At 34.5% G+C, this 17,733-nt stretch carries 17 protein-coding genes and 1 pseudogene; 12 read left to right on the top strand and 6 right to left on the bottom strand.

What is annotated here, in order from left to right; all coding sequences use genetic code 11:
* The 6 genes and pseudogenes from JOD96_RS07330 to JOD96_RS07305 all read right to left on the bottom strand — a co-directional run.
* Positions 1-278 (bottom strand): annotated as a pseudogene (locus JOD96_RS07330) (6-phosphogluconolactonase); the annotation flags it as partial.
* Between the two features lie 307 nt (positions 279-585).
* Positions 586-987 (bottom strand): OsmC family protein, encoded by a 402-nt coding sequence (locus JOD96_RS07325; RefSeq protein WP_209563621.1) that lies wholly within the window; start codon positions 985-987, stop codon positions 586-588.
* Positions 987-3,080, bottom strand: a complete 2,094-nt coding sequence (locus JOD96_RS07320) for a LysM peptidoglycan-binding domain-containing protein (protein WP_209563620.1) — start codon at positions 3,078-3,080, stop codon at positions 987-989. Before JOD96_RS07320 ends, JOD96_RS07325 begins: the two co-directional genes overlap by 1 nt.
* Positions 3,081-3,176: 96 nt before the next feature.
* The gene (locus tag JOD96_RS07315; RefSeq protein WP_209563619.1) at positions 3,177-5,099 is read right to left on the bottom strand and encodes a LysM peptidoglycan-binding domain-containing protein; all 1,923 of its coding nucleotides are present in this window, start codon (positions 5,097-5,099) and stop codon (positions 3,177-3,179) included.
* A 62-nt stretch (positions 5,100-5,161) separates the two neighbouring features.
* On the bottom strand, positions 5,162-6,691 hold the full coding sequence (guaA, locus tag JOD96_RS07310) for a glutamine-hydrolyzing GMP synthase (protein WP_209563618.1): 1,530 nt from the start codon (positions 6,689-6,691) through the stop codon (positions 5,162-5,164).
* A gap of 162 nt (positions 6,692-6,853) precedes the next feature.
* Positions 6,854-7,567, bottom strand: a complete 714-nt coding sequence (locus JOD96_RS07305; RefSeq protein ID WP_209563617.1) for a hypothetical protein — start codon at positions 7,565-7,567, stop codon at positions 6,854-6,856.
* 312 nt (positions 7,568-7,879) lie between these two features.
* Here JOD96_RS07305 and JOD96_RS07300 point away from each other — a divergent pair, with 312 nt between their 5' ends.
* The 12 genes from JOD96_RS07300 to JOD96_RS07245 all read left to right on the top strand — a co-directional run bounded on the left by JOD96_RS07300 (position 7,880) and on the right by JOD96_RS07245 (position 17,697).
* On the top strand, positions 7,880-8,803 hold the full coding sequence (locus tag JOD96_RS07300; RefSeq protein ID WP_209563616.1) for a DnaJ C-terminal domain-containing protein: 924 nt from the start codon (positions 7,880-7,882) through the stop codon (positions 8,801-8,803).
* Positions 8,796-9,101 (top strand): chaperone modulator CbpM, encoded by a 306-nt coding sequence (locus JOD96_RS07295; protein ID WP_209563615.1) that lies wholly within the window; start codon positions 8,796-8,798, stop codon positions 9,099-9,101. Before JOD96_RS07300 ends, JOD96_RS07295 begins: the two co-directional genes overlap by 8 nt.
* A gap of 162 nt (positions 9,102-9,263) precedes the next feature.
* On the top strand, positions 9,264-9,647 hold the full coding sequence (locus tag JOD96_RS07290; RefSeq protein ID WP_209563614.1) for a RidA family protein: 384 nt from the start codon (positions 9,264-9,266) through the stop codon (positions 9,645-9,647).
* Between the two features lie 142 nt (positions 9,648-9,789).
* Positions 9,790-11,046 (top strand): voltage-gated chloride channel family protein, encoded by a 1,257-nt coding sequence (locus JOD96_RS07285; protein ID WP_209563630.1) that lies wholly within the window; start codon positions 9,790-9,792, stop codon positions 11,044-11,046.
* A gap of 152 nt (positions 11,047-11,198) precedes the next feature.
* Positions 11,199-12,203 carry a DHH family phosphoesterase gene (locus JOD96_RS07280; RefSeq protein ID WP_209563613.1) on the top strand — a complete coding sequence of 335 codons (1,005 nt, stop codon included), beginning with the start codon at positions 11,199-11,201 and terminating at the stop codon, positions 12,201-12,203.
* 6 nt (positions 12,204-12,209) lie between these two features.
* On the top strand, positions 12,210-12,878 hold the full coding sequence (gene gldI / locus JOD96_RS07275) for a gliding motility-associated peptidyl-prolyl isomerase GldI (RefSeq protein WP_209563612.1): 669 nt from the start codon (positions 12,210-12,212) through the stop codon (positions 12,876-12,878).
* A gap of 16 nt (positions 12,879-12,894) precedes the next feature.
* The gene (locus JOD96_RS07270) at positions 12,895-13,968 is read left to right on the top strand and encodes a peptidylprolyl isomerase (protein WP_209563611.1); all 1,074 of its coding nucleotides are present in this window, start codon (positions 12,895-12,897) and stop codon (positions 13,966-13,968) included.
* 27 nt (positions 13,969-13,995) lie between these two features.
* Positions 13,996-15,123 carry a peptidylprolyl isomerase gene (locus JOD96_RS07265; RefSeq protein WP_209563610.1) on the top strand — a complete coding sequence of 376 codons (1,128 nt, stop codon included), beginning with the start codon at positions 13,996-13,998 and terminating at the stop codon, positions 15,121-15,123.
* Between the two features lie 213 nt (positions 15,124-15,336).
* Entirely contained in the window at positions 15,337-16,233 is an 897-nt protein-coding gene (locus tag JOD96_RS07260; RefSeq protein WP_209563609.1) for an EamA family transporter, read from the top strand.
* Between the two features lie 84 nt (positions 16,234-16,317).
* Positions 16,318-16,674, top strand: coding sequence for a DoxX family membrane protein (locus tag JOD96_RS07255; protein ID WP_209563608.1), 357 nt, complete (start codon positions 16,318-16,320; stop codon positions 16,672-16,674).
* A gap of 30 nt (positions 16,675-16,704) precedes the next feature.
* Positions 16,705-17,412, top strand: a complete 708-nt coding sequence (aqpZ, locus tag JOD96_RS07250) for an aquaporin Z (protein WP_209563607.1) — start codon at positions 16,705-16,707, stop codon at positions 17,410-17,412.
* A 45-nt stretch (positions 17,413-17,457) separates the two neighbouring features.
* Entirely contained in the window at positions 17,458-17,697 is a 240-nt protein-coding gene (locus JOD96_RS07245) for a GlsB/YeaQ/YmgE family stress response membrane protein (RefSeq protein WP_209563606.1), read from the top strand.
* Positions 17,698-17,733: the final 36 nt, after the last annotated feature.

The following is a 17,733-nucleotide window of genomic DNA, read 5'->3' as shown; positions in this document are numbered from 1 at the left end:
GGATAATATTCATCGAGATTGAAACTGATTACGTTTTTGAAACTCAGGCCTTCTTCTTTGTGCAGACGCACCAGTTCTGCATACAATCCTTTTGGAGAGGATCCTGTTGCCAAACCTAAAATACAAGGTTTATTTTCCTTTTGTTTTTCCTGAATTAAAGCTGCTATTTGCTGTGCAACAGCTTTTGATGCTTCGCCAGAGTTTTCAAAAACAATGGTATTAATATTCTCAAACCTCTTTTCAAAGCCTGTTGCTTTGTCTATTTTACTTTTTAACATGGTATTCAAGTTTTATTCGTAGTTAAGTTTATTTGGGGTCAATACAATACAGTTAATTTACTAAAAATCAATTACATAACACGAATTATTTCACAAATAATTATTCTAAAATATTTTACAAATAAACATTCTTAGGCTGCAATTTTTAAGCAAATTTATGCATTTTTTTTGCAAATATACTGCAATCCTATTATTTAATGCCAAAATTAAATATCAATTTTATGTTAATTTATTAGAATGAAATCTCTATATGCAAAAAAAAAAGCCATCAGTTTCCTGATGGCTCTCTAAGATATTTGTTTCAAATTTATTTCCAGTTAAAAGAAATTCGTTTTTCGATATCAGTATTTAAACTCAAAAATACCGGACAAGTCATAGCCGCACGTTCAAGTATAGTTTTGTTCTTTTGGTCTGCGTCACCTTTCATTTCAAAAACAATTTCTATTGCCCCTATTCTTCTTGGCTCTGCATTCATAATTTTAGTTACTTCGGCAGTCGAATCATTGATGTTGATTTCAAGATCACGGGCTTTTATTCCCATAATAGTCATCATACAGCTTGCAAGTGCGTTGGCAACAGTATCTGTAGGAGAAAAAGCTTCTCCTTTTCCGTTATTATCAATTGGTGCATCAGAAATAATTTCATTTCCGGATTGTACGTGAATTGAACTTGTTCTTAAATCACCCAAATAGGTTACTTTTGATGTCATTAATTTGCTACTTTTAAAGTTAAGTCTGAATCGTAATATAAAATGTAGACACCTTTATTAGCGTGTCCGCCATCTTCTTTTTTATAATACTGAAATTTATTATCAACCTGTTCTGTTGTGATTAAATCTGTAGTTTCCTGATATGTTTTTCCCTGCACTAAACGCATCATAGTATCAAAAGTCACATCAAAACCACGTGTTGCATAGGTATTTGGATGTACTTTGTTTTTCAGTCTATATTCTTTATCAAAGATTAAAACAGCTGGTTCATCACTTTCACGGGTTACTGACGGATACATTAATTTTAGTTTTACTAAATTATCAAAACTAATTTCATCTGTATCCAAAGTACTGTTTGGCTCTAAAATCACCAACTGAATCTGACAGGTTCTTTGCGCATCTATCAAAGCCTTAATGGTAGTCTTAACCATTGCTGTATTTGCAGTTTCCATCACCACATAATTCATTCTGTTAGGCAATAAAAGGCTTTTTAAATTGGCAACATCCAAACCTCCTGTTTCAGACAAAGCAGCAAATACGACTCCTCTTTGGTTTTGTTTGATATAATTTATAACCGACTCTTTTTTCTTATCTACAACAGCCACAATGTTTCCGTTTTTGGCTCGCATATAATCAAACACAGCATTTCTGACAACATCATTTGTTGGTATTGACTGATACAAATTATCAATTGGATTTGCTGTATCTTTTGATAATGGAGATATCACAGGCACATTATACAAGCGCAAAGAATTTGCAGCACTTTCTGCATTACTTTGATAAAATGGTCCGATAACAGCATCAACTCCCTGTAATTTGTTCTGAGCTATTAAACCCGAAACATTTGATGTGCTTTTTGTTTCCTGAGAATCATAAATGGACACATCAATTGGCAGCTTTAATACTCTTGCAGAATCGATTGCCATCATAGCTCCGGAATAAAAATCAAGAGTCATGTTTAGGAATTTATCATTTTTGATCCTGTTTGCGGTGCTTGTTGTATCATTTTGCATTTTAGCCAGGTTAAAAGGCAACAATAAAGCTATTTTTTTACGCTCGTTTTGTCCGCGTTTTTTAGTCAGCTCAACAACTTCCGGATCAACAGAAACAGTTTCTGATTTTACTTTTTCAAGAATCCTGATTCCACCAGCTGAGCCTGAATTTTCAACTGGTTTCTCGATAGTTTTCTCTACGTGTTGTGGTTGTTGCTGTACAATTATAGGAGCTGGCGCCAGGAATCCTGACGGAACTTTTAAAACCATTCCTTCTTTTACACCTTCAGAAAGTGACGGATTTAGTTCTGTCAATTCTGCCTGAGTTAACTGAAATGTTCTTGACAAACTATATAAAGTTTCTTTTGGCTTTACCTGATAATCCATGTAAGTTGTTCCTTTTTTTGAAGACTCATCAACCTTTTTAGTTTCAGCAGGTTTCGTAACAGCTGCAGCTACAGAAGAATTTGCCTCTGTTTTTGGAGCTGTACCTTTTATAGTAACCCTATATCCAACAGGTAAATTCGCTACGATTTCAGGATTGCGTTTTTCTAAATCCTCAACTGTAGTTTTATATTGTTTTGCTATTGAATATTTAGTTTCTTTCGGCAAAACTTCGTGATAAACATATTTTTCTGCAACAGCAGTTTTGTTCTTTTTTTCTGCAGAAGCTGTAGTTTTTGCAATAGCACCTTTTGACGGAATTACAAGTGTCTGACCAATTTGCAGTCCATTTGAAACTAAAAATGGATTTGCCGCTTTTAAGGCTTCATCAGAAACACCATATTTTTTTTCGATACCAAAAAGAGTTTCTTTTGGCTGTACTTCATGAGTAATTCCCTTTCCCGATGTGTTCGTTTTTGCAGCAGCAGGTTCAGTTTTTCCATTTTTGGTTGGAATTAACAAAACCGTATTTGGTACTAATCCTCCTCGCGCATCCGGATTTAACTGATAGATGTCATAAGGAGTGATCTTAAATTTCTGAGCAATCTGATTAATCGTTTCTCCGCTGGAAATAGTATACTTTACTACTTTTTCTTGTGAAAAAGCAGAGGATGTAACTAAAAAAACAAACGACAATAATGTAAAATAATATTTCATATACAGGACTTAAACAATTTAATTTTATTTCGAAAACAATTATACTATTTTTTGTTCAAAGCAAGATTCGCGCCACTTGTTATTTTTTGACAAATATTATCTCAAATCGATCTCAACCTTAGCAATAATAATGTTCTTATATAACTCATCTTCTTCATTTTTCTTGCATTCATATAGAACTTCTTCAATATTTTGGCATTTATATGAATAAACATAATACGAAAGACTGTTTACATTAAAAAAGAAGCTGGCATTAAAATCCCCTTTATCAATAAGTTGCATAATAAACTTATCTCGCAGGGTTGCATCGGTAAATATACCTAAAACTAAATAATAGCCGTTTGAAACTTCTTTAAGATTATCATAAACTTCTATCTTAACATTTTTTTCATTTTTAAACGGATTTTCTTTTAGTTCACGTTTCATTTCTTCTAACGAAACTGATTTTGAAGTTTCTTTTGTATCTGTTTTAGTCTGATTTTTAATAGCTTCATCCTGATACTTTTTTAGTTTTATCAAAGCCACTTTATCATCAAATTTACGGGCTTCCATACTATAAAAAGCCGCTTTACTTATATGACGTTTTACTTCTATGGTTTTCTGAATATCAAGTGAGTCGATTTTATTAATCAACAATTGATTCTGAGCATCACCTTGCTCCTGTTGTATTTTATAACGCTTTATTTCGTCAAGCGAAAGACGCTGCTGTAAGGATGTCGCATTATTATTTTTTTCGCTTTCGCGGATTTTCTTTTTGTATTCCTGATTTTCCTCAAGTGCAATTCGCTCTGCCTTGTTCATCAAACCGGCATACGCTTTTCTGTTTTCTGCCAGTTCTTTCTTTAACTGAGAAGACAACTCACTTGTTTTGCCTATACTTTCATACGATTGCTTTTCTAAACGTTTTGATTCGTCAACATTCAGAACATCCATTCTTTTTAATTCAACCAGGTCGTTATTCATTGTATTGACCAGCGAATCGAGTTTTGCCATTAAAATATCCTGCACATTTTTATTGGCCTCCAGAACTAAACGCAGTTTTTCAAAACCGTTTTCTTTAGAACCATTCATATCATTCAGATTAACTTTCAAATCATTAATTTTTATGATTTTCTCATTCATTTCTTTCTGAATCACCAGGCGATCTTTTAAATCTTCCAGCTCAACTGTTTTAGCCTTTGTTTTTTCGACTACAACCTGTTTTTCAGCCAAAGCCAGCATTAGTTCCTCGCTTTCGTTTGTTGGTTTGATTTCTTTTGTATTGATGGCTAATTTATTGCCGATCACAAGCCCATTGACAATTTCAGGATTTTGAGATTCTAACTGATCAATTGAGATGCCGTATTTTTTTGCGATTGAAAACTTAGTTTCTTTTGCTTCAACTACATGAAAAATAGTTTCTTGATTTATAACACGGACTCTTCCGTCTAAGGTTTTTCTTTTGTTTGGAATTACAATAGTTTGCCCAATCTGTAATCCGTTTAAAAGCAGTTCTTTGTTTAAATTTTCCAAGTCCTGAACCGAAACATTATATTGTCTTGCAATACCAAACAAAGATTCTTTTGCAGCGACAATGTGAGTAGCTTTTGAAGAAGTTGTAATTTCTGCTTTTAATTGATTTGCTGCGTCCTGTGGAATTATTAGTTCCTGACCAGCCTGAAGTCCGTTAGAAAGAACTTCCAGATTTGCATTCTGAATGGCTTCAACCGATACCTTGTATTGTTTTGAGATACCATACAGTGTTTCTTTTGCACCAACAACATGTTTGTTTTGCTGGTTTTGATTTCGATTCGTATTTTCTAAAGAATGAACAGGAATCTTAATAATTTGATTATCCTTTATACCGCTTTGAGATTCAGGATTGAGTTTGTAGATTTCGTCAACGGAGATCTTATATTTTTGGGCAATAAAATAAGCCGTTTCTCCTTTTTGAATTTTGTGTTCAATTATTGAATCTTGCGCAATTATTTTGTTAAAAGACAAAACAAACACAAGAGAAATCGTTAAAAGTTCTCTCATAAATAGTAGGTTATAAAAAATTAAGGCGTTACAAATGTAACGCCTTAATTTGAAAAATATTACTATTCCCACTCAATTGTTGCAGGTGGTTTTGAACTTATATCGTAAACTACACGGTTCACGCCTTTTACCTTGTTGATAATATCATTTGATACTTTCATCAAAAAGTCATAAGGTAAATGTACCCAGTCTGCTGTCATACCGTCTGTTGATTCTACAGCTCTCAACGCAACTACTTTTTCGTAAGTACGTTCATCGCCCATCACACCAACACTATTTACAGGAAGCAGAATTGCTCCGGCCTGCCAAACTTTATCATAAAGTCCCCAGGATTTTAATCCTTCAATAAAAACAGAATCAACATCTTGCAAAATCTGAACTTTCTCCGGAGTAATATCTCCTAAAATTCTGATTGATAATCCTGGTCCCGGGAAAGGGTGTCTTCCTAATAATTCAGGATCTATTCCTAAAGTAGCTCCAACTCTTCTTACTTCATCCTTAAAAAGCATTCTAAGCGGCTCTACAATTTTTAATTTCATATAATCCGGCAATCCGCCAACATTGTGGTGTGATTTAATTGTTGCCGATGGTCCTTTTACAGAAACAGACTCAATTACGTCAGGATAAATAGTTCCTTGTGCCAACCATTTTACATCTTCAATTAAATGTGATTCATCATCAAAAACCTCAATAAATACACGGCCAATTGTTTTACGCTTGGTTTCAGGATCGCTGATTCCGGCTAATTCGCCAAGAAAACGATCTCCGGCATCAACACCTTTCACATTCAATCCCATTCCTTTGTATTGATCTAATACATTTTGAAATTCGTTTTTACGGAGTAAACCGTTATTTACAAAAATACAGTATAAGTTTTTTCCAATGGCCTGGTGCAATAAAACTGCGGCTACAGTAGAATCTACTCCTCCGGAAAGTCCTAAAACTACTTTGTCATTTCCTAATTTCTCTTTTAGCTCTGCCACCATTTCTTCTACGAAAGCATTTGGTGTAAAGTTTTGAGGAACTTCGGCAATTTTTACTAAAAAGTTTTCCAGCATTTTTGATCCATCAGTAGAATGGAAAACTTCCGGATGATATTGAATTCCGTATGTAGTTTCGCCTTCTATTTTATAAGCTGCAAATTCTACATCATGTGTGCTGGCTAATTTTACAGCATTGGTTGGCAAAGCTTTTACACTGTCGCTATGACTCATCCAAACCTGGCTGTTTTCTGAAACACCTTCAAAGAAAACTTCATTCTCCTTAATATAAGATAAATTAGCCCTGCCGTATTCTCTTGTATTTGAAGCTGCAACTTCGCCTCCGCTAAAGTGTGCTAAATATTGTGCTCCGTAACAAACGGCAAGCATTGGAAGTTTACCTCTTATTTGCGATAAATCAGGATGTGGAGCATCTTCTGCACGAACAGAAAAAGGGCTTCCACCTAAAATTACTGCTTTGTAAGGTGATAAATCACTAGGAAAGTGATTGTAAGGGAAAATTTCGCAGAATATATTTAATTCGCGAACTCTACGCGCAATAAGCTGTGTATATTGCGATCCGAAATCTAAAATAAGTACGTTGTGTTGCATGCGCAAAAATACTTTTTATATTCGAAAATGAAAAATGGAAGATGTGAAAAAAAATATTTTTTTTCACATCTTCCATTTTTAGGCACAAAGGTTCAGAGTAACAAAGGTTCAGAGGCTTCTCTCTTTGTCTCTTTGAACCTCTGTTGCTTTGAACCTCAAAAATTATTCTTTTGTTACTACAATTGATGCTCTAAAACCTGCAGCAAGATTATTCCAGTAATCATTTGTCACCAAAGCACCCTTATCATCATAGACTTGTATTTCGGCAGTGTTCCCTCCTAATGTTCCAATATTCAGTGCTTCGAAATCCAATTTATTAAACCCATTTCCGAGTGTAATTTTTACTTGCTTAAAATTAGAATCTAATAATATTTGAGAACTTATTATTTTATCATTGGCAGAAACTTTTACTAAGTCTCCATCGATAGCACCAAAATCACGGAATTTTACAATAAAATAATCTGACTTGGTTTTAAAATCCCCCAGAGAAATATTTTTCTTAACTAATTCTCCCCTTCCTTCTCTTAGGCCTTCTGCTTTTAAAGCCTTATCCAGATCTTTTTCCATTTTGGGAACATAGCGATCACCGGGATTTGCAAAGTCATTTTCTGTTGACATTGAAAAAGTACTTTTTTGTTCGCCAATCTGAAATTTAGATTTTGGAGTAATACTTGTATTATCAAATACATTTGGTGTCTTAATAGCAGGCATGTCTAAATTATCGGCCTGAGGGTCCTTAATTTCCGGAGTTGGAAGTTTTTTAGGTTTAGCACCAAACTTTGGCGCAGGAATAGACTTGAATTTTGTACTGAATTCAGTTTGGGCTGATACGGTTACCGCAGTAAAAAATAATATGAAAAATAAAATCTGCTTCATTAAAAAAAGTTTTTATCGAGTAGGCTTTTATAATTATTATAAAAATCAAGTGCTTCGCAAAAATAATATAATTTAATTAGGCTCGGCAACTTTAAGACTTTTATAACAATATCTTATGCTATTTTTTTGAAAACAAAAAACCTGCCAGAAATCATTTAGCTTTTAAAATTCCAATTAAAAAATCCAAATTCAAAATTTATCTTTCACATAAAAAAGATTCGTTATTTTTTATTTAAACACAGACATCATTTTGATAATTACCAACTTATTCTTAAATTCAATGTTTAATTTACTTCATTAAAAACTTACAAAATGGATTATATAGACTATTATAAAACATTGGAAGTCCCAAAAACAGCAACAGAAGCAGAAATTAAAAAGGCCTATCGAAAACTGGCCCGAAAATACCATCCTGATTTGAATCCGAATGATAAAGAGGCGGAGAAAAAATTTAAGGAAATAAACGAAGCCAATGAAGTTTTGGGCAATGCTGAGAATAGAAAGAAGTATGATAAATATGGAAAAGACTGGCAACATGCTGATGAATTCGAAAAAGCCGGTTATAACCCAAACCAACAGCGAACAAGACAGCAAAGCAGCGCTGATTTTTCTGGTGGAGATTTTTCAGGTTTTGGAGGTGATTTCTCAGGAAGTGATTTTTCTGACTTCTTCAATTCTATGTATGGTTCAGCAAGAAGTGGCAGAACGCAATCGAAGTACAGAGGTCAGGATTTTAATGCCGAGTTGCAATTAGATCTTGCCTCTGCTTACACAACGCACAAACAAAACCTGACTGTTAATGGCAAAAATATTCGCATTACAATTCCTGCCGGTGTAGAAAACGGGCAAATTATAAAAATTGCGGGACATGGAGGACCAGGAGCAAACGGAGGGCCAAATGGTGATTTGTATATTACTTTTTCTATTGAAAACAATTCAGATTTTAAACGAGAAGGCAATAATCTCTATGCAGATGTCGATCTTGATTTGTATACGGCAATTTTGGGAGGCGAAATCTTCGTTACTACTTTTGATGGAAAAGTAAAAATAAAAGTTCCAGAAGAAACTCAGCCAGGGACAAAAGTCAAGCTAAAAGGAAAAGGATTTCCCGTCTATAAAAAAGAAAATCAGTTTGGAGATTTATACATTACATATAAATTAAAAGTACCAACAAAACTGACTAAAAAAGAAAAAGAATTATTTGAGGAATTATCTAAAATGAGAAATCATGAATAGCAAAAATTTAATCCAGATAAAACAATTTTGCGTTTATCACGAAATTGAGAACAACTTTATAATGGAACTGAATAATTACGGATTGGTAGAAATCATTGTTGAGGAAGACGACCAGTATTTTCATTCTAAACAATTGCCTGAAATAGAAAAAATGATCCGTTTACATTATGATCTTAAAATAAATATGGAAGGAATTGATGCTATCGCACATTTATTGAATAAAATTGAGACTTTACAACAAAACCTAATTGCAACACAAAATAAGCTTCGGCTTTTTGAACATCGGCAAACAGAATAAAGCTTCAAATAACTCTTTTAAATATCACAAAAAATGCTGATTTGCACATTGATTTCAAATTAATAATTCTCTTTTAAATTTCATATTTCTTAAATTGCAACAGAATTAACTAACCAGAATTTGTTTTAAAAATTAATAAACCAATTCTAAAAACATAAAAAAATGAAAAGAGAAAACATCTTAACAGGCTCACCTTGGGAGGATAAAATGGGATATTGCCGTGCAGTGCGAATTGGCAATATTATTGAAGTTTCGGGAACTGTAGCTATTGTTGATGGAGAAAAAGTAAAAGCTGATGATGCTTATGCCCAAACTTATAACATTTTAGAGCGCGTTGAAAAAGTACTTGAGGATTTGAATGTCGGAATGAAGGACGTAATCAGAACCCGTATTTTTACAACTGATATTAATTCCTTTGAAGAAGTTGCAAGAGCACATGCCTCTTTTTTTAAAGATGTAAAACCGACAACTGGTTTTTATGAAATAAGCAAGCTTGTTGCTCCTGAATATCTTGTCGAAATTGAATTTACAGCCGTAATACAATAAAAAAGTCTGCCGCGAATTTTTACTACTTTTCTGCCACAAATTAAGAATTTAAAAAAAAGATTTTCTTTTTAAATTTTCTCAATTAAAAAGCTATTAATCCGTGAAAATTAGTGAAATTCGTGGCAAAAACTTTTCACAATTAATGACTTCCCAAAAACTAAAAGAAATATTCCCGACAATTCTCAAATGGATCGTAATCTGTGTCCTGACAGGTATTTTTTCAGGATCAGCATCAGCATTTTTTTTAGTTTCATTAGAATTTGTTACACAATTCAGAATCCATAACCACTGGATTATCTGGTTCCTGCCAATTGGCGGACTTTTGATTGGACTAATGTATTATTACTGGGGAGAATCTGTGGTAAAAGGGAATAATCTATTATTGGAAGAATACGAAAAACCAAAAAAAGTAATTCCGTTCAAAATGGCACCTTTAGTTCTTTTTGGAACTTTAGTGACACATTTATTTGGAGGTTCTGCTGGTCGTGAAGGCACAGCCGTGCAAATGGGAGGCGCAATTGCTGACCAGTTTACCAGGATTTTCAAACTGGACAATTCTGAACGTAAAATTTTAATTATTCTTGGCATTAGTGCCGGCTTTGCCTCTGTTTTTGGAACACCTCTGGCGGGAGCTATTTTTGCATTGGAGGTTCTGTACTTTAGTAAAATCAATTTCAAAAGTCTGATACTTTCTTTTTTGGTTGCCTACATTGCTTATTTTACAGTCGAATTTTGGAAAGTTAAACATACACATTACAGTATTCCTGTTGTTCCTGAATTTAATTTTAATAATTTATTTTACTCCATAATAATTGGTCTTTTAGCTGGCTTTGCTGCATTTTTATTTGCAAGAAGCACTCATTTCTGGAGTTCTCTTTTTTCAAAAAACATTAAATATCCACCGTTGCGCCCTTTTATAGGAGGGATTTTCTTAGCCATCGCGATCGCAGGTCTGGGATTTACAAAATTTTCAGGACTAGGGGTTCCTTCTATTGTAGATTCATTTTCGAATGCAAATCCGTGGTATGATTTTTTACTCAAAATATTATTTACCGGTTTTACGCTTGGAGCTGGTTTTAAAGGTGGTGAAGTAACACCATTATTCTTTGTCGGAGCTACTTTAGGAAGTGCATTGTCAGTCATACTCCCGATGCCAATAGCGCTTTTGGCAGGAATGGGTTTTGTCGCAGTTTTTTCGGGCGCTACCCACACTCCTATTGCGTGTACGGTTATGGGAATTGAATTATTCGGATTACAGCCAGGTCTTTTCATTGCTCTTGCCTGCCTAATTGCTTATTTTTCTTCAGGTTCTGTAGGTATTTACAAATCGCAGATTGTAAGGGGTGCAAAATATAAATTATACCAGAAGTTTACCAAAAAGGAATTGGAACATTTGTAATTAATTCTAATATAAAATACTGCGTGTCCAAGCCGGCCGGGTACAAATTCCTAAAACTCACAACTCATAACTTGCAATTTTTAACCCTTAAAAGTGTGTTAATGTCTAAAATGTTTTCAGCATTACATTAAAAAAATGTAAATTCGCACACTATGAAAATACAAGATATTCAAGCAGTACAATTGTTGCTTGCAACACCAAAAAAAATTGCAATAATTCCGCACAGAGGCCCAGATGGTGATGCCATGGGTTCTACGCTTGGTTTATACCATTTTTTAATCAAAAACAATCATCAGCCAACTGTGATTGCCCCAAATGATTTCCCTGATTTCTTAGCCTGGCTGCCGGGTTCAGAAACTGTAAAAATATTTGAAAAAGATACCGATAACTGCACTAAAATTTTAGAAGAAGCAGAGTTGGTATTTACTCTTGACTTTAATGCTTTTCATCGTACAGGCGAAATGGAACATACTTTAGCCAGACTAAAAGTTCCGTTTATTATGATTGATCATCATCAAAAACCCGATGATTATGCTGCTTATATGTATTCTGACACATCTTTTGGATCTACCTGCGAAATGCTTTATAATTTTATTTCATTTTTAGATAAAAAAGAAGACTTAGACAAAACAATTGCTACTTGTATTTATACCGGAATATTGACAGATTCCGGATCTTTCCGTTTTCCCGGAACAACGGGAAATACACACCGTATTATTGCAGAATTGATAGATTTAGGAGTCGAAAATACACAGATTCCTGTACTTTTATTTGATAATAGTTCCTACAGCCGTTTACAATTGTTAGGCCGCGCTTTGCAAAATATGAAAGTGTTTGAAGAACACAAAGCCTCATATACGACACTAACTCAGGCCGAACTCGATTCTTTTAATTATATAAAAGGAGACACGGAAGGAATTGTTAATTACGGATTAAGTATAAAAGGAATTAATCTCACTGCTATTTTTATAGAAAATAAAGACGAAAAAATAATCAAAATATCATTCCGTTCACAAGGAGGTTTTGATGTGAATCAGTTTGCCAGAGATCATTTTAATGGCGGCGGGCATAGTAATGCAGCCGGCGGAAGATCTGAAGCAACTATGGAAGAGACTGTTAAAAAGTTTGAAGATTTAGTAACTAAACTAAAAATATAACCCCTTATGAACTACTTAAAACTAAGCATTTATAGCCTGCTCTTTGCTGTTTTATTGGTAAGCTGTAAACAACACGAAGATGTAAGGATGCCTATTCACAGGTCTTCGGGTACTTTTATGAAAAAATCGGTTGACCGAAATAAAAAATTAGTCAGCAGTGAAGAAGATGTTATTAAAAAAATCATCAAAAGCAATCCGAAAGTAAAATATTATGCTTCTCAAAAAGGATATTGGTATACGTACGAAGAGCAAAATCTAACCGACACATTGAGACCGAAAAGAGGTGATATCGCCTATTACAACTTAGAAGTAAAAGATATTGACGGCAAAGTTATTTATGCCGAAGCAGATTTGGGCCCGCAAACTTATCATGTTGACAAACAAGAAATCATGATGGGGTTACGCCATGGTATTAAACTGATGCATAAAAACGAAACTGTTACTTTTCTGTTTCCGTCGCATATTGCTTATGGCTATCATGGAGACAATAAAAAAATAGGAACAAATGAACCCTTAATTTGTACTGTTACCCTTAGAAATTTTGTTCCGGAAGAAGCTCCTAAAACGACTACGCCAGGTACGCCAAGTAAGTCGAATACCCCAAGTACACAAACACCTAAGCCCACAAATTCCAAACCGGCAGCCCAGATCAAAAAAGACACTTTAAACCCATAAAAAACAACATTTTAAAATGAAAAAAAGTATTGCAATATTACTATTGGCCGTTACCTCGTTTTATTCTTGTAAAGACAAACACAGTAATCTGCCAGACGGTTTATACGCCGAGATAGAAACTAATAAAGGAAGCATTATTGTTGAATTAGACTATAAAAAAGCACCAATAACGGTTGCAAATTTTGTCACTTTGGCTGAAGGTAAAAATGAATTTGTTACTGAAAGCCTTAGAAAAAAACCATTTTTTGATGGTTTGAAATTCCACAGAGTTATTGAAGATTTTATGATCCAGACCGGAGATCCGTTAGGAACTGGTTCCGGAGATACTGGTTATAAATTTAAAGACGAATTCTCAGATTTAAAATTTGATAAAGGCGGCGTTTTGGCAATGGCAAATAATGGCCCTGGAACAAACAGCAGCCAATTTTTTATCACACACGTTGAGACTCCATGGCTAAACGGAAAACATACTATTTTTGGTCATGTAGTTGATAAGGGAATGGAAGTAGTGAATAAGGTAGTCCAAGGTGATAATATTGTTTCTGTAACTATTATCAGAAATGGTGAAGCAGCTAAGAAATTTGACGCTGTAAAAGTATTTCACGATTATTTTTCGGATATAGCAAAAGAGCAAAGTAAATTTGCCGGAATTCAAAAAGAAAAAATAGATTCTTATACTGCATTAAAAGCAAAAGCAACTAAAACAAGCAGTGGCTTAGAATATGTTATAACAGAAAAAGGTGCAGGAAAAAAACCAGCTGCCGGAACACAGTTATACATTCATTATGCAGGTTTTCTAGAAGACGGAACTTTATTTGATACCAGTATTGAAGATGTTGCCAAAACCTTTGGAAAATTTGATCCTGCAAGAGCAGAAGCAAAAGCGTATCAGCCAATTCCTTTTCAGGCAGGCCGTAAAGATGGCATGATTCCTGGATTTATTGAAGGTATTGAGAAGCTTTCTTTTGGAGACAAAGCGGTACTTTTTATTCCATCGCATTTAGCTTATGGAGCAACAGGAGCCGGAGGAGTTATTCCGCCTAATGCAAATATTATCTTCGAAGTACAACTATTAGAAAAACCACAATAATCAACATAGACTTAAATTCTAAATACAATGAAATTTAAATATCTATTTATATTCTGCCTGGCAATAGCAAATATTCAGGCACAAACGACAAAAAAAACGGCTGCAAAAAAACCGGCTGCAACAAAAACCGTAGCTGCTAAAAATCCTGCTGAAGGGATTTTTGCAACAATTTCTACAACCAAAGGCGATATCGTTCTGTCCTTAGAGTATGTAAAAGCACCCTTAACAGTGGCAAATTTTATCGCTTTGGCAGAAGGTAAAAATCCAAATGTAAAAGTGGAAAGACTAAAAGGCAAACCTTTTTATGACGGATTAAAATTTCACAGAGTTATAAATGATTTTATGATTCAGGGTGGTGATCCTGACGGAAATGGTACAGGCGGCCCGGGATATTCTTTTAAAGATGAATTTGTACCTGAGTTAAAGTTTGAAAAAGGCGGTGTTTTAGCAATGGCTAATTCGGGACCAGCTACAAACGGAAGCCAGTTTTTTATCACGCATAAGGATACTCCATGGTTAAATGGCAAACACACTATTTTTGGCCATGTGGTTTCTGGAATGGACAATGTAAACAAAATTGTTCAGGATGATATTATGACGAAAATCACGATTACACGCAAAGGTGCTGCTGCCAAAAAATTTGATGCCGTAAAAGTTATTGCCGATGAAGCAAAAAAGGAAGAAGCCAAAAAAGCTGAAAGCCAAAAAGTAATTACTGCAAAAGCGGCTTATTTTGCCAGTACCAAAGCTGAAGCAACAACAACAGCTTCTGGTTTAAAATATAAAATCACACAAAAAGGATCTGGTGTAAAACCAGCTGAAGGAACTACTTTCTTCTTTCATTATGCAGGTTATTTTGAGGACGGAAATCTTTTTGACAGCAGTATGGCTGAAGTAGCAAAAGCTTACGGTAAATACGATGCCAACAGAGATGCTCAAAAAGGATATCAGGCATTTCCATTTGTAGCCGGTAAAAAAGACGGAATGATTCCCGGATTTATTGAAGCACTGAACATGATGACTGATGGTGATAAGGCAATTTTCTTTCTTCCTGCAAATCTAGCTTATGGAGAAAAAGGTGCCGGAGGAGTTATTCCGCCAAATGCAACTTTGATTTTTGAAATTGAAACGTATAATAACCAACCTGTTAAATAATTATTTAAGATTTTTTTTTCAGTATAAAAGAAAGCCATTAAAATTAATTTTTTAATGGCTTTCTTTATTTCTCGTTTTATTAAATATGCAATTTACATTTCAAAATAACCCCTGAAATTACAACAACTACAAGCTTTACATACTTTTTACATTTAATTCCGAACAAAATACGTTATCTTTGCCGGCTTGAATTTTCAAAACCCATACAATAAAATGTCACAAAATAATGTATTAAAAGGAGTGTTTTTCGTTGCTTTAGGAGCTACAACTTACGGAATGCTGGCTACTTTTGTAAAAATGGCTTATTCTGAAGGATATACAACTGCCGAAGTTACAACCTCTCAGTTTGTACTTGGTATTATTGGTATTTTATTGATTAATTCTTTTCAAAAAATAAAAAACAAAAATACTGCTGTAAAAGCAACTCCAAAGAATATTATTAGCTTAATGACTGCCGGAACTTCATTAGGAATGACAAGTTTATTCTATTACCTGGCTGTAAAATTTATTCCTGTATCAATTGGAATTGTTTTGTTAATGCAGACCGTTTGGATGGGAGTTTTACTTGAAATGATTTTAGAAAAAAAATTACCTTCAAAACAAAAAGTTATTGCTGTATTCATTGTTCTGACAGGAACGGTGCTTGCAACCAACATTATCAATAATGATATAAAACTAGATTGGCGGGGAATCGCATGGGGCCTTTTGGCAGCAGCTTCTTTTACAACAACAATGTTTACTGCAAATCGTGTGGCTACAGAAATTTCATCTGCACAACGTAGCCTGTATATGCTTTTGGGAGGGGCAATAATTGTATTTACGTTTGCATTCTTTACACAGGTTACACCTTTTAATCTTGCCATTTTTATGAAATGGGGAATTGTTTTATCATTATTCGGAACCATTATACCGCCTATGCTGATGAATGCAGGATTTCCTTTGACCGGTATTGGATTAGGGAGTATTGTTTCTGCACTGGAGCTTCCGGTTTCGGTGATGATGGCCTATATTTTATTGAATGAGGAAGTTCTCTTTATTCAATGGATTGGCATTGTATTAATCATTCTGGCAATCATTATTATGAATGTCAATTTCAAACGAAAGGCTTAACAATTTTATATCTTTCAAAAAAAAGCTACGATAACGTTATAACTGTTACTATTTTTCATAATTTCGTGTCAAACAATACGATATATGAATTTACCCTGGCATTTATATTTAATGGCTTTTCTTTATATAATTGCCGGAATCAATCATTTTAAAAATCCGGGAATGTACATCAGAATCATTCCTCCATTTTTTCCTAATCCCAAATTGCTAAATATTCTAAGTGGTGCAGCCGAAATTATTTTAGGCATACTCCTAGCTGTTCCTGTCGCGACCCGTTTTGCTGCGTGGGGAATTATCGCATTATTAATAGCCGTTTTCCCTGCTAATGTTTATATGTTCTGTAAGAAAAAAGGTGGTTTTTCTTTGTTTAAACTAATTTTATTAATACGTTTGCCCTTACAAATTGCATTGGTTTTTTGGGCTTTTCAATATACCCGTTAACAATCAACTATTAATTAAAACTATTTTACCATGAAAAAATTATTTGCTGAGTTCTTCGGAACTTATTGGCTTGTTTTTGGAGGTTGCGGAAGTGCCATTTTTGCAGCCGCTTATCCTCAGCTGGGGATTGGGTTTGCAGGTGTTGCTTTAGCATTCGGTTTGACCGTTCTCACAATGGCATACGCCGTTGGGCATATATCTGGAGGGCATTTTAATCCCGCTGTTTCTTTTGGACTATGGGCTGGCGGAAGGTTTCCTGCCAAAGATCTTCTTCCGTATATTATTGCTCAATGTGTTGGAGCAATTGCTGCTGCCGGAACTTTATTTACCATTGCATCCGGAAAAGCCGGGTTTGTAATTGACAATACCAGAGCGGGAGCTTTTGCTACAAATGGTTTTGGCGCATTTTCACCAGATGGGTATTCAATGCTCGCTTGCCTGATCGCTGAGTTTGTACTGACATTATTTTTCTTACTAATAATTTTAGGTGCAACTGATAAATTTGCCAGTACTCCTTTTTGTGGAGTTGCAATTGGTTTAGCCCTGACATTAATTCACTTAATCAGTATTCCTATTACAAATACTTCTGTAAATCCTGCAAGGTCATTATCTCAGGCTGTTTTTACCGGGGGAGAACCATTGTCACAAGTTTGGCTATTTTGGGTTGCTCCTATCCTGGGTGCCGTTGTAGCTGGATTTATTTATAAAACTTTGCTTCAAAATCACGAAGAAGCATAAAATATTATTCTAAAAAAATTAATAATCATTAATACATATATCTCTATGGGCTTTTTATATTTTTTACTTATCGGAGCTATTTCTGGCTGGCTGGCCGGACAATTATGGAAAGGCGGAGGATTTGGTATTATTGGTAATATCGTTGTTGGTATTATTGGCGGAATTTTTGGCGGATGGCTTGCAGCAAAGTTTGGTATCGGCGGTGGCGGACTGCTGTGGCAAATTATTATAGCCGCTGGAGGTGCATGGATTTTATTATTCATTATCAGTCTGATAAGGAGATAAACCCTGGATAACATAATAAATCATATAAGAGAAAAG

Source organism: Flavobacterium sp. 1355, from assembly GCF_017833415.1.
Taxonomy (GTDB): domain Bacteria; phylum Bacteroidota; class Bacteroidia; order Flavobacteriales; family Flavobacteriaceae; genus Flavobacterium.
The sequence above is the reverse complement of the archived record's forward strand: the minus strand, read 5'-3'. Positions and strand labels throughout refer to the sequence as shown.

Coding starts and splice junctions, on each gene's coding strand:
- JOD96_RS07325 (WP_209563621.1), bottom strand. CDS start 987: ATGACATCAAAAGTAACCTATTTGGGTGATTTAAGAACAAGTTCAATT.
- JOD96_RS07320 (WP_209563620.1), bottom strand. CDS start 3,080: ATGAAATATTATTTTACATTATTGTCGTTTGTTTTTTTAGTTACATCC.
- JOD96_RS07315 (WP_209563619.1), bottom strand. CDS start 5,099: ATGAGAGAACTTTTAACGATTTCTCTTGTGTTTGTTTTGTCTTTTAAC.
- guaA (WP_209563618.1), bottom strand. CDS start 6,691: ATGCAACACAACGTACTTATTTTAGATTTCGGATCGCAATATACACAG.
- JOD96_RS07305 (WP_209563617.1), bottom strand. CDS start 7,567: ATGAAGCAGATTTTATTTTTCATATTATTTTTTACTGCGGTAACCGTA.
- JOD96_RS07300 (WP_209563616.1), top strand. CDS start 7,880: ATGGATTATATAGACTATTATAAAACATTGGAAGTCCCAAAAACAGCA.
- JOD96_RS07295 (WP_209563615.1), top strand. CDS start 8,796: ATGAATAGCAAAAATTTAATCCAGATAAAACAATTTTGCGTTTATCAC.
- JOD96_RS07290 (WP_209563614.1), top strand. CDS start 9,264: ATGAAAAGAGAAAACATCTTAACAGGCTCACCTTGGGAGGATAAAATG.
- JOD96_RS07285 (WP_209563630.1), top strand. CDS start 9,790: ATGACTTCCCAAAAACTAAAAGAAATATTCCCGACAATTCTCAAATGG.
- JOD96_RS07280 (WP_209563613.1), top strand. CDS start 11,199: ATGAAAATACAAGATATTCAAGCAGTACAATTGTTGCTTGCAACACCA.
- gldI (WP_209563612.1), top strand. CDS start 12,210: ATGAACTACTTAAAACTAAGCATTTATAGCCTGCTCTTTGCTGTTTTA.
- JOD96_RS07270 (WP_209563611.1), top strand. CDS start 12,895: ATGAAAAAAAGTATTGCAATATTACTATTGGCCGTTACCTCGTTTTAT.
- JOD96_RS07265 (WP_209563610.1), top strand. CDS start 13,996: ATGAAATTTAAATATCTATTTATATTCTGCCTGGCAATAGCAAATATT.
- JOD96_RS07260 (WP_209563609.1), top strand. CDS start 15,337: ATGTCACAAAATAATGTATTAAAAGGAGTGTTTTTCGTTGCTTTAGGA.
- JOD96_RS07255 (WP_209563608.1), top strand. CDS start 16,318: ATGAATTTACCCTGGCATTTATATTTAATGGCTTTTCTTTATATAATT.
- aqpZ (WP_209563607.1), top strand. CDS start 16,705: ATGAAAAAATTATTTGCTGAGTTCTTCGGAACTTATTGGCTTGTTTTT.
- JOD96_RS07245 (WP_209563606.1), top strand. CDS start 17,458: ATGGGCTTTTTATATTTTTTACTTATCGGAGCTATTTCTGGCTGGCTG.